General features: G+C 44.1%; 9 protein-coding genes. All 9 read left to right on the top strand.

The window, feature by feature from the left end:
- Positions 1 to 33 precede the first annotated feature (33 nt).
- Genes V6D44_RS14540 through V6D44_RS14500 form a run of 9 tightly spaced genes read left to right on the top strand, consistent with a single transcriptional unit; the run spans position 34 to position 12,348 of the window.
- Entirely contained in the window at positions 34 to 3,804 is a 3,771-nt protein-coding gene (locus tag V6D44_RS14540; RefSeq protein WP_333516634.1) for a phage tail tape measure protein, read from the top strand.
- Positions 3,805 to 3,816: 12 nt separating this feature from the next.
- Positions 3,817 to 4,650 (top strand): phage tail domain-containing protein, encoded by an 834-nt coding sequence (locus tag V6D44_RS14535; protein ID WP_333516633.1) that lies wholly within the window; start codon positions 3,817 to 3,819, stop codon positions 4,648 to 4,650.
- 22 nt (positions 4,651 to 4,672) lie between these two features.
- On the top strand, positions 4,673 to 6,538 hold the full coding sequence (locus V6D44_RS14530; RefSeq protein WP_333516682.1) for a prophage endopeptidase tail family protein: 1,866 nt from the start codon (positions 4,673 to 4,675) through the stop codon (positions 6,536 to 6,538).
- A gap of 10 nt (positions 6,539 to 6,548) precedes the next feature.
- Complete coding sequence (locus tag V6D44_RS14525; protein ID WP_333516632.1) at positions 6,549 to 8,444, top strand: phage baseplate protein; 1,896 nt, start codon at positions 6,549 to 6,551, stop codon at positions 8,442 to 8,444.
- A gap of 12 nt (positions 8,445 to 8,456) precedes the next feature.
- Complete coding sequence (locus V6D44_RS14520) at positions 8,457 to 10,250, top strand: phage baseplate upper protein (protein ID WP_333516631.1); 1,794 nt, start codon at positions 8,457 to 8,459, stop codon at positions 10,248 to 10,250.
- An 11-nt stretch (positions 10,251 to 10,261) separates the two neighbouring features.
- A complete protein-coding gene (locus V6D44_RS14515; protein ID WP_333516630.1) occupies positions 10,262 to 10,651 on the top strand; it encodes a hypothetical protein in 390 nt (129 codons plus the stop codon).
- Positions 10,652 to 10,861, top strand: a complete 210-nt coding sequence (locus V6D44_RS14510) for an XkdX family protein (protein WP_333516629.1) — start codon at positions 10,652 to 10,654, stop codon at positions 10,859 to 10,861.
- Between the two features lie 49 nt (positions 10,862 to 10,910).
- Positions 10,911 to 11,333: a phage holin family protein gene (locus V6D44_RS14505; protein WP_333516628.1), complete on the top strand. Its 423-nt coding sequence runs from the start codon at positions 10,911 to 10,913 to the stop codon at positions 11,331 to 11,333.
- 46 nt (positions 11,334 to 11,379) lie between these two features.
- Positions 11,380 to 12,348 (top strand): N-acetylmuramoyl-L-alanine amidase, encoded by a 969-nt coding sequence (locus V6D44_RS14500; RefSeq protein ID WP_333516627.1) that lies wholly within the window; start codon positions 11,380 to 11,382, stop codon positions 12,346 to 12,348.
- Positions 12,349 to 12,564: the final 216 nt, after the last annotated feature.

Genomic DNA, 12,564 nt, shown 5'->3' with positions numbered 1-12,564 from the left:
GTTTCTAAAAAACGATAGAAGGGAGGTAACTATTTGGCGACAGAAGGTAGACCGATAGGAAATTTAGTCATTAATACCACGCTAAACGATGCAGGAGTAAACAGAGGGATAACCGGTCTGAGAAATAACCTCAAAACAGCGCGGACAGCCACAAAAGCAACTGTTCAAGAGTTTAAAGCGATGGGTGACGAACTCACGGCCAGCAAAAAGCAGGTTGAAGGTTTATCAAATGAGCTTTCCATTCAAGAGAGGATTGTGGAAGAGTATCGGAAATCTTACGAGAAACAGGTTGAGCTATACGGCGAAGGCTCACAGGAGGCCCAGAAATACGCCCAGAGGCTCAATACTCAGATTCAATCATATCATTCTCTTGAAGGGTCTCTGGGGCGCGCACAGATGCAATACCAACGGCTGGAACAAGCCCAAAGCCAAGCAAGCGAGAGCGCTGATGAGTTGACGGACAGCCAAAGGGAGATTGGCGATGCAAGTGGAGACGCTGGCGGGAAAGTATCCAAATTCAGTTCTTTTATCAAAGTGGGGCTAGTGGGCGCGTTGACTGCCGGGATTGCGGGAGTAACCGGGTTAACTGCCGCAGTCGGAGCAATGGGCGCTAAAATGGCGCTTGATACTCAAAAATCACAGGGTGAATTCAGGGCTCAATTGGGCCTTACCAAAGATGAAGCGAAAGATTTGACGAAAGCAGCTACAAGCGTTTGGAAAGACGGTTTTGGCGAAAATATGGATGTAGTCAAAGACGCCCTGAAACAGGTCCGTCAGAATATCAGGGGGCTCAGCGACAAGGATTTAAAGGATGTAACCAAAGGGGCTATTACTCTTTCAGAAACCTTTGACGCAGATGTAAATGAAGTCACCCGAGCTGGCAACAATATCATGAAAGGTTTCGGTGTTGAGAGCCAAAAGGCTTTTGATTTGATGACGTACGGTGCCCAAAAGGGGCTAAACTTTTCAAACGAAATGTTTGATAACCTGAGCGAGTACGCGCCTTTATTCGGCAAAATGGGTTTTTCTGCGGAAGAATACTTCCAGCTCTTAACGAAGGGCAGCCAAGCAGGGGTTTATAATCTCGACTACATTAATGACGTCATGAAAGAATTTCAGATCAGAGTGAAAGACGGCTCCGATTCGACGTCCGGAGCGATGGCGCAGCTTTCCGGAAGCACTCAGAAAGTATGGAGCCAATTTCTAAAAGGAAAAGGGACGGTTAAAGACGTTTCTAACGCAGTTCTGGGTGAGCTGAAAGGGATGAAAGACCAAGTCAAGGCGAATAATATCGGGGTAGCTTTGTACGGCACCAAATGGGAAGACCTTGAGGCTGACGCGATGTATGCCCTCGGCGGCATTAATGGAAAGATTGGCGATGTGAACGGGAAAACGAAAGAGGCCGGAAAAGCTCTCCAAGATAACTTCGGGGCACGGCTGAAAAAGATAGGTCGTTCCGCCTTGTCGGCTCTCCTTCCGATCGGCAACGGCCTTTTAGACGTATTGGAGCCGGTCATGTCTGGCTTAGAGTCTGGCATGAAAAGCCTTGAACCGACTTTTAACAATATCGCGAATGCCGGAAAGAATCTAAAGACTATTTTTTCTGGCATAATGGACGTTTTCAATGGTGATACGTCAAAAGGTGCCGATAAACTGATGGACTTTTTCCCGGTGTTAACGGTCCAAACCATTATCGACGGGATAAACAATATCAAGACTGCTTTTTCCGGCTTTAAGCAGCAGGCACAGCCTATCATATCCAACATGAAAGCAAGCTTTGACGCCATGAAGCCGACCTTTTCGACTCTCGGCACTATTGCATCCCAAGTTTTTGGAACTCTTGGTCCTCTGGTCAAACAGGCACTAGGCGGCGTGATGTCGTTCATTGGTCAACTCACTGGGCAGTGGAAGTCTTTCTGGGAGCAAAACGGTTCTGTGATCTCTCAGGCCCTTCAAAATGTGTGGTCCGTTGTCCAATTTGTCATGCCGGCCGTACTTGCGATTATTAAATCTGTATGGGGCAACATAAAGGGCGTAATTACTGGCGCAATGTCTGTAATTCAGGGCGTTATCCTCGTTTTCTCTGGGTTACTGACAGGGAATTTCTCAAAAATGTGGGAAGGGATTAAAAAAATATTCTCTGGCGCGATAAAAGTGGTCTGGAATGCAATCCAACTTTCATTTTTCGGCAAGATTCTCGGCGGGGCAAAGGCTCTTGGCGCTGGTTTAAAAGGCATTTTCCCAAAAATGTGGGGCTGGATCAAAAGTTTGTTTAAGGATGGCGCCACAAATGCGGGAAAAATGTTTAGTTTCTTGAAAGATAAAGCTCTAAAAATTGTCACTGACATGAAAACTAGTATTTCTAAAAAATTCACTGACATTGTAGATGGAGCGAAGGCGCTGCCTAAGAAAATGGGTGACGGAATTAAGAGCATGGCAGGCAAAGCATGGGACGGAATTAAAGCGTTTGGTAACCGAACGCTTCGCGGATTCGGTAAAATCATCAACGGCTTTACTCAGCAGGGTATCAACTGGATTCTAGGAAAAATTGGGGTTGATACTAAAATCCCTAAATGGGAAGTTCCGCAGTATGCAAATGGTACAGGCGGGCATCCAGGAGGCCTAGCCATTCTTGGTGATGGTAGAGGCTCAAATGCTGGGCCAGAAGCTTTTATAACCCCTTCGGGTCACATGGGACTGAGCCCTGCGACTGATACGCTGATGAACCTTCCTCAAGGAACACAAGTCATGTCAGCGATTGACACTAAAGCTTTTCTTTCAGGGGTTCCGGCTTATGCAAACGGAACAAAGAAGAAAGAAGGCTTTATTTCAAAGATGTGGAATGGAGCAAAGGCAGCCGTTGGGAAAGTGAAGGACCTTGCTTTAGATGTGTTTGACTATATCAGCAACCCGTCAAAACTCGTCAAAAAGGTTATTGAAAAGCTAGGGCTGAAACTGCCTAAGGTGAAAGGCATTACCGGCGATGTCTTAAAGGGTTCATTCTCCCTTATTAAAAAGAATTTTGTCAATTTCATCAAAGATAAGTTTGGAGAATCAAGCAACTTTGGTGAGGGCGGCACGGAAGCCGTCAAAAAGTGGGTTGCTAAAGCCTTAAAGATAAAAGGGCTGGGATCAGAGTATGCCTCGGCGCTTGAGACAATAGCGATGAAGGAATCAGGCGGCAATCCAAATGTCGTTAACACATGGGATTCAAACGCGAAAGCCGGTCACCCATCACAAGGATTGATGCAGTTTATCCCGAGTACCTTCAACGCCAATAAGGAACCAGGGCACGGAAATATCAAAAATCCAGTTGACCAGATCCTTGCCTCTATTAACTATCTGAACAGCAGATACGGCGGAATCTTAAATCATCCCGGCTTGAAGTCTATGGCGCGCGGCGGCCGTTATGTCGGATACGATAAAGGCGGATTGATTACACGAGATCACATGGCCGAGGTCCATAAAGGGGAAATGCTGCTGCCGTTGCGTCAATTTAGGCGCAGCCAAGCTCATAAGGTTCTCAGTCAGGCGGGTAAAATGGTCGGGTATGAGCCGGAAAATCGGTCAAACACAAGCGATGCAAACGCATTGCAAAAGATGGTCACTCTGCTGCAGCAACAAAACAGCAATCAGCAAGCCGAGATTAATCTGTTAAGCCAAACGGTGAGACTATTAACGCAGCTTGTGGCAAAGGACCCTAAGATGGTTTTAAGCGTACAAGAATTAAACAAAGTCCAAGACGATGTTTACAACAAAGAAAGGAATCAAAAGGGATTGCTGAACAATGTAAGCTTCTCTTAGGAGAGTGGTAGGTTGATAAATTATGATCTAATAATAGACGGCAAGTATTTAAGCGAGACTCTTTCAGGTGTCTCGCTTTCTTCATTTAGACCGGAGGCGCCAGTGTTTGAAAGGCAGACGGCAGGAACAAGCGCGCTCATTAACGGGACGATGATGCTTAAGCAGGGGAACGCTGGGAGATACACAGAACGAAAAATCAACACAAAAGTGCTTGTGGAGGCGAATAGCTCTTTTCAGTTCCAGATCAAAAGGGATGCCGTTTACAATCTTTTTGTTAGAGAGGACCCCTACTATGTAATTAATACTCAGCAGCCTTATAAACGATGGCTTGTTACGTGTGATGACGCATTTTCCATCTATCAAGAAAACGGCAAAAAGTATCAGGAAGTGGATATTACATTAACGGCTATTCAGGGGCTTGCTGAGTCTTTAAATGACAGCACTGCATCTATGGAATTGAAGGACGAAAAGTTTCACTTGGGCATGAATATCCGACGGGACTCAACACCTGTGTTTCACTTTCAAAATAAAAACTCTTTTGTAGTGGATAACATAGGGGACGTAAAACTGGATCCGATTAACTACAATTACAACGTTGAAATGTACCTGCAGGGTACGGATATTTCAATTACAAATATCACGACAAACGAAACCCTGACACTGAACGGGAAATTTTCAAAAACGGATAAGATAACGCTTTTGAAGCATCACATTTTGAAGAACTCTGCGCCTATTTCCGATAGAAGTGGGCGATTCCCGACTCTTGCAGCCGGCCAGAATCAATTTAGGATTGCCGGCGCTACCTACAGCGATATCCGATTCATTACACACTTTTATTATAAATAGGGGGTGATGCTCTTTGAATCAGATGTTTGTACATGATATTAACACAGGGCAACAGCATGAGTTGATTCACGTTGAGCCCAAAGTGAATGATGATATCACTGGGAAAAAGGATTTGTCTTTCTCAATTACTTTAACAGAATACAATCAGATTCCTTTCAATGCTTTAGTCGGAAGAAATTTTATTATTATCGACGAGGTGCGGTATAAAAAGCAGCAGTATTTCATTAACACGCCCACGATCAAACAGGAAGGCGCCCTGCTAACGAAAGACATTACAGCCACGCATATCTATTCCTTTAGGGCGATCAAGCATGTTGTTCACGAGACGATAGAAGGTACAAAAACTCTCAATGAAGCACTTAAGCACGCAGTAAAAGGCAGTGAAATCACATTTACAATTATGCCGGATGCGAAGGGAATCGGAGCTAAAAAACTGGAGGGATTCGGCAATAAAAAGACCTCTGAACTGATGGATGAAATCATTTCTACCTTTGGGGTTGAAATCATACCGGATAACACGCATTTATATATCTACAAAAAAGCTGGCAAAGAGATTGTAAAAAGGCTGGATAACCTTTCGAATCTTACGTCTTTACAGATCACAACAAGCGAAGATAACACGACAACACGGGTGAAAGGATACGGGAAGCTCAAAGAAGATAAGGACATCTTGGGTGATCAGTCGATCCCCTACGATTCCAAAACAGGAACCTGGGCGTATGATAGCTCATTAAAAGCTGATTATACGAAGAAAATAGGAGCCACGTTTTCTTTCTCCTTCACAGGGACAGGTTTTAAATTTAAAACCCTAGTGTCGAAGCTGGGCGGTAAATGGGAATTTAAAATAGGCGATCAGACGAAAGCCATTTCTGTCTATAAAGATTCAGCCCCGACAGAAAAAGAGTTTGATATCATTCGCGGCCTGGACAGCAAGACTTATAAGGTAGTTGCTACTTTTAAAGGCAGGGACAGCAATAACCCAAATACCAAAGGCGCAAAGAAAGCCGATCCGGTCATGTACCTTCTGCGCGGCAACATTATCGGGGTGTACAGGACTTTCAAGAATGAGGATGAAAAGTATGTCTTTCCTCCGGTTACCTATGTTCATCCAGAGGAAAAAAAGTTTCTCATAAACGGGCAGCCATCTTGGGCGGAACCGGTCACGGATGATTCAATCACGACAAAGGATGACATGATTAAACTGCTTAAAACTAAAGTCAATCCTTATGCAGAGGTGTCCTATGATGCCGACTATGTGGAATTGCTAGATCAGGCCCTGGCTGACATAGAAGAGCCGGTTATGGCGGGGGACACTATTCGTGTATATGCTGATACGCCTTTGAACGGGATCACATTTGATGGGAAGCTGAGAGCTACAGGGGCCTCATACAACCCATTAAGACCAGAACAGCCCTCTGACCTGACAATTGACGGGAAACGAAAAAGCCGTGTAGACATGGAAATCGAAGAGAAAAAGCGTGCGAAGAATCAGGAGCAGGCCATCAAGAATTATCAAAATAAATTGGCTTCAGGGCTTGCTGAGATCAATCAAATAAAGCAAAGTCTGGCGAATACGCAGGCTTCACAGCAGACCACATATACGTTTTCTTTGCAATTTTTAAACGGTGAATGGTCTGTCTCTTTTGGCGATGGTTTTGTTTCCTTGGCGGCGAGCATTCTTTCATTGAATACGGATGATGATTATGCGATCCAGTATGTGACCGGCGATGCCAATTCTATTATGAAAGAGGCGGGCTATACGTTGTACGCGGAAGATGTAGACACAAACATCATTAATATAACCCTTTATAAAGACGGAAAAATAAGTGATCCTCTGGATGTTCCAGAAGGTTCAAAAGTAAAAATCCTCATAGTAGGACAGAAATAGAGGTGAAAACATGACGCTTTATCTTAATAAGAGGCATGGGGATGCACCGAATGCCAAACTGTTCACTCAGTTGGATGACAACGCCAAGGCAACGGAGACAGAAGTCAATCTGATAAATAATAAACTTAAATATCATGAAAGTTCACAGACCGCCCACAAATCAAGTCAAATTGATCACGGTGGTCTTTCTGTTTCTACAGAATTAGAAACGATGAAAAAGCGTTTCGCCAACGTGATTACCAAAGCAGACGGCACAAATGTAAAAGAGGTTCTGGACCTCCGTATAAACCGAGAAGGTAAAGAATTTGACACGGCAAATGAGCGTGTTGTGGAGATTGAAAAATCACTCTCTGACCTTGATGCCTCTGTTCAAAAAGAATATGGGTTCGATTACACGACAATCCCGCCCGTTTATCATACGAGTTTGAACCTTGCAGATAAAACGGTGCTGCAGTGTTTCGTAATCGACGAGAAAACAGGCGATATATACGCGACGCAGGTGGGAAGTGGCAACACAGATCAAAGTCAAAACTATGTCATTACCCGGATGAATAAAAATGGCGTAATGCTTGATAGCATGACAGTCGTTCACGGCGGGCATGGCACCACAATCGGGCTTGAACGAGAAAACGACAGAATGTATATCTGGTCAAATTATGAGGTGGTTGATTCACATGGTAGCTCAATCGGTCATGACCTAGTTCGGTTTCCCTACACAGCCGGGGCAACGATTAACGGAGGAAATGGCGGCATCAAACGGTTTAATAAATTCACTGATCTATATGCGATTCCAGTTATTGATCAACAAAACGGTTTGATTGCCTTGCGTTTAAAAGACAGCAACGATGACAGCGTTGTGCAGCTGCGTAAATTGAATGATGTGAAAAACGGTATTGATAAACTGCTGGGAGAAGTGACAGTTCCAAACGATTTGCATTACCTGCAGGGCTTTACTATCGACGGATACGACTTGTATTGGTACACAGGAGACACTAACAGCGTCACCTATCCGGCTGAATTGTCTTTGTTCAGCTTCAAAGATGGAAAGCTCAAGAAACGAATTACATGTGATTTTGGCCGGGGACCTGATGGGAAATACGAGGGGGATTTTCGTGAGCCGGAATCCATTTTTCTTTATAAGGACCCGAAGACCGGGAAGAAATCGTTATTCGCGGCAATTGCAACCGGTACAGTGGGAAAGCGCCTGGCAAAAGTCTATGCGTATCATTCCAAAGATAATGCGGCTACATTTGCCACAGACTTATCACAAGGGTTTCAAGGCTATCCATTGACCAAAAACAATGGATTCGCAAAGAGCCTGCCTGATGGACTGACAAAACTCAAAGACTTTCGCCAAGTGGGTTACTATTACATGAAAACAGCAGAAGCAAACAAGATGACGGATCATCCGGCCGGCGGCGATGCGGGATGGTGGCTTCAAGTTGCACCGGCCGACGGTTCCGGTTCTGTTATTCAGACGCTTACACGAAATTCCACAGGGCGATCAATTAAAATTTTCACTCGGGTTGTAACTGGCTCGGGGGTTGCCGGGGAATGGGCGGAGCTTATGTCCAGTCAAGATTTGGATTGGACGAATCTTCCCTTGAAAAACGGGGCTTCGAATCCTGATTCTAATGATAAATTGCAATATGCCATAAACGGCGGGCTCGTTCATTTGCGCGGAAGGGTTAAAATTCCGGTGACAGACGGGGTAATATTTGCAGTTTTACCGGCAGGAGCTAGACCAAGTAAAGCTTGGTATGATGGCTGTCAGGTGGCTGGAACAACAGGAGAGCGCAAAATAGACGTGCGTGCAAACGGGGAAGTTGTTGCCTATGGCTTTGCGGTAAACAGTATGGACTCGGTCACTTACACATACGTCAATGTCAGCTTTCCGATAGGGTAAGGAGGGAGATTCATGATCTATAAAGATGCTGCGATAAGTGCCAATGTAGGCACTAGCTCAAGCAGCAGGACAACAAACATACATTTTAGTACGCAAGACATAGGGACGGCCAAATTGATCTTTAAAGTGTTCAAAGATGGCGTCCCTTTACCTTTGTCCGCGGTTACTGGGAAACTTGTTATGGTGATGACCGACGGCAGTAAGTTCATCAAGAATATTACGATCGTCGATAGGCTGAAAGGCATTGCGGAATACGTTTTGACAAGTGAGGAAATCAAGCATTACGGCAAGGTCCAGGCGTCTCTTAATCTGTATTATGACAATAAACAGTCTCTGGGCATTACTCAGTTTACTTTCCAGATAGACAAAAACCTCATTGACTCGGATATTGTACCAATTGCCGAGTATTATATTGAGGATTTTGAGACGTTGAGGCAGTCGGTTGAGGCAATAGTGGCGGACCTTCAGGAAAAATTTAAAGACTTAGATAATGTTGAGACAAAGGCGGGCTCACAAGAGAAAGCCGACGCTGTCCAGACGAACCTAGACACTCACACAAGAGACAAGTCCAACCCTCACGGCGTTACAAAAAGTCAAATAGGGTTGGGCAATGTGGACAATGTGCAGCAAGCTTCTAAACAAGATTTTGACCTGCATGTATCAGATGCAGCCAAACACATTTCTTCTAGCGAGAGAACAAAGTGGAATAACGGCCAAACTTTCAGGATAACGGCAGAGAACGGGACACAGAAATACAACCTCACACAAGGCTCTTTTTATGATTCGCTTAAAGATGTCGGGACTGTCTCTTTTTACGGGACCAACGCTGTCACAGATAACCCGTCATCATCAAGCTTGCGCGGTATGCAGATTGTAGGACAGCCAGGGATTGGCATGGGGTACGCCGTGGACGTGAATGGGAATGCTTGGTGGTTCTATTACAATTCGAGCCATACCAAGATCAATTGGTTTCCTGCAGAGTCCATCACAGGTGCTCAGTCGAAGGTAGATGCTCACGCAAATAGAAAGGACAACCCGCACGCCGTAACAAAAGCGCAAGTAGGCTTGGATAAGGTGGATAATGTTCAGCAGGCACCTTTAACGGAGTTTAACGCCCATAATTACAATCCTATTCGTCACATCACACAAATTGAGAGAGAGAAATGGAACGGCGGTCAATTAACGAAAATCACAAATGATGTTGGGGGTGTAGCTTTTGCAGTAAATGAAGGCGAAGACATGCTTCAGGCAATTGTAAATAGAGGTAGGAGCATGGGCACCTTTTATGCAAATGGAAAAGCAGTAAATTCTCCTTCTAGCGCCTCTACAAGAGGGTTTTATCAAATGACAAGTCAATCAACTGATGGCAAGGGTATGTATGGCTGGGTTTATGCGATGGACTACAGAAATAATGTTTTTACAAATTATTATGATGGTAATTCTTCGGGCTGGACAGGGTGGAAACAGCTGGATACAAGCAAAAATTTTGAAAATGCAATCTGGCAAAATGTTACCCTGAAAAACGGCGCATCTACAGGAGACAGAACATTTCAGTATGCGAAATGGGGAAACCTTCTTTTACTGCGCGGGCATATCACAGCAACACGTGAGGTTGTGTGCGGTTCTATCCCGTCTGACGGATTGCCGACAAATGGTGCGGTTGCGATGGTTCTGGTTTCTGGCACAACGGGCTACAGTAAGCTATTTGTTTATTCAAGTGGCGATATGAAGTTAACCGGCATTCATTCAAATAATGACAGTGCTGTTACAGGTTATTATATGGATGCTGTTATCCCATTAAATTAAGGAGGTAAAGAATGTTACAGGTTTATAGATATGATGAAAATTATCTATTTGTTGAGCCAGTTCTAGTCACAGAAATGGACGATACAGGGAATTATGCTATCCCTGCTGATTGTACGACAGTGGCGCTGCCGGACTCTCCTTCTTTATTCAAACCAAAGTTTGATGCAGAAAAGCAGGAATGGACAGAGACAGCCACACAGGAAGAGATCGAGGCTATTTTAAATTCAGGCGGTAAAGAAATCTCAGTAGTTGACCTTTTGAAGCAGCAGAATGCAGCACTTTCCTTGCAAATTGCAAAGTCAGAGAAGGAAAACGAAGAAAGACGTATGAGGGAAGCCGAACAGGCTTTAGCCATTGCACAGATGCAAAAACAAATTGAAGATTTGAAGGGGGCAAACTAAATGACTCGTTATCCAGAAGTAGCTGACATTAAACAGTTTTATGAGTGGAAATGCTATACAGACGAAAAGGTACAGGAATATGTTGAGATTGAATGGATTACCACAGAACAATACAAAGAAATTACCGGAAAGGATTACCCTTCTCCCAGTGACGTCCCTACTGGGGAGACTGACGAGCCTGCTGGGGTTGAATTGAATAAAGAAGGATAAGCGCTTAATAGGCGTTTTTATTTTGCCTCTAAGGAGGGGAACAAACGAAATGGAGGAAACAAGTGTGTTTATTAACTTTGAAACGTTGGATTTAGCGAGAGTTTACCTGTTTGGAGGTGTTAAATATCTTGATTTACTGCTGGTTCTTAGTATTCTTGACGTCATAACAGGCGTCATCAAGGCTTGGAAATTTAAGAAGCTGCGGAGCCGAAGCGCTTGGTTTGGTTATGTCCGGAAAATGCTTAGTTTTTCGGTGGTCATTGTGGCAAATATCATAGATACAATCCTCAATCTGAACGGCGTCCTGACATTTGGGACCGTTCTTTTTTATATCGCCAATGAGGGGCTTTCCATTACGGAGAACCTTGCACAGATCGGTGTTAAGATTCCGGTTGCCATTACTGACCGGCTTCATGTAATCGAAAATGACAACGAACAAACAAATGAAAAGGATGAACAGGCTGCTGGATAAACCGGCGGCTTTTTCTATATCAAAAACAGAATAGGAGAGATCACTTATGACAATTACAGTGAAAAAGAATCTTGTATCAAAATCTAAATACGGTTTGAAATGCCCGAACGCAATGACGGCGAAGTACATTACCATCCACAATACAGCCAATGACGCGTCAGCTGCCAATGAGATCAGTTACATGATCAATAACACAAGCTCGACAAGCTTTCACTTTGCAGTCGATGACAAAGAGGTGCGGCAGGGCATCCCTACAAATCGCAATGCATGGCACACAGGAGACGGCACAAACGGCACCGGGAACCGTAAGTCTATCGGCGTTGAAATCTGTTACAGCAAGTCAGGAGGTGCTAAATATGAGGCGGCAGAAAAACTGGCAATCAAGTTTGTGGCGCAGCTGCTTAAAGAACGCGGCTGGGGAATTGATCGTGTCCGCAAGCATCAGGATTGGAACGGCAAGTATTGCCCACACCGTATTTTAGATGAGGGACGTTGGAATGAAGTAAAAGATGCTATTGCTGATGAATTACACAACATCGGCGGTGAAAATTCAGCATCTTCAGGCGGTTCTTCAGGATCCGGAATAACATATACAGTGAAAAAAGGTGATACACTTTCCGGAATCGCAAAGGCTAAAGGGATAACTGTGTCAAACCTTCAGAAATGGAATAACATTAAGGATCCAAATAAAATCACGGTTGGCCAAAAGTTAAAGTTTGAAGGCTCAAGCACTTCCAGCACTAAACCAAGCAGTAAAAAAACGTCATATGCTCTGCCTTCCGGAGTTATTAAAGTGACACGTCCGATGACGAAAGGCACGAAAGTAAGACAGGTGCAAAATGCTCTGGCGGCTCTTTATTTCTACCCAGACAAAGGGGCGAAGAATAACGGTATTGACGGTGTGTATGGTCCGAAAACAGCAAATGCAGTAGAAAGATTCCAAAAGATGAACGGATTGACGCCTGACGGAATCTATGGGTCGAAAACAAAAGCAAAATTGGAAGCCCTACTATAATAGAAAATCCCTCTCTTATTACCAAGGGAGGGAAATTTTTTATAATATGTATAGACTTATGTCTACACATATGCTATAATAAATATATAAGGAGGTGAGGAAATGCTAGACAACATAATAAAAATCCTTCAAATTATCTTCTATGTTGTTTCTATCGGTTGGATTTTTCAGCAGTCCCACGATAGTAACAAGAAAGATAATAAGAAGGATTAACGA

It is taken from the genome of Bacillus sp. 0209A (assembly GCF_036765095.1).
In the GTDB taxonomy this organism is placed as follows: Bacteria; Bacillota; Bacilli; order Bacillales; family Bacillaceae; genus Bacillus; species Bacillus subtilis_G.
This window is presented reverse-complemented; position numbering and strand designations above follow the sequence as displayed.

Bases quoted from the DNA above. Each gene is read 5' to 3' on its own strand.
- V6D44_RS14505 (WP_333516628.1), top strand. From the start codon at position 10,911: ATGGAGGAAACAAGTGTGTTTATTAACTTTGAAACGTTGGATTTAGCG.
- V6D44_RS14500 (WP_333516627.1), top strand. From the start codon at position 11,380: ATGACAATTACAGTGAAAAAGAATCTTGTATCAAAATCTAAATACGGT.
- V6D44_RS14520 (WP_333516631.1), top strand. From the start codon at position 8,457: ATGATCTATAAAGATGCTGCGATAAGTGCCAATGTAGGCACTAGCTCA.
- V6D44_RS14515 (WP_333516630.1), top strand. From the start codon at position 10,262: ATGTTACAGGTTTATAGATATGATGAAAATTATCTATTTGTTGAGCCA.
- V6D44_RS14510 (WP_333516629.1), top strand. From the start codon at position 10,652: ATGACTCGTTATCCAGAAGTAGCTGACATTAAACAGTTTTATGAGTGG.
- V6D44_RS14525 (WP_333516632.1), top strand. From the start codon at position 6,549: ATGACGCTTTATCTTAATAAGAGGCATGGGGATGCACCGAATGCCAAA.
- V6D44_RS14530 (WP_333516682.1), top strand. From the start codon at position 4,673: ATGTTTGTACATGATATTAACACAGGGCAACAGCATGAGTTGATTCAC.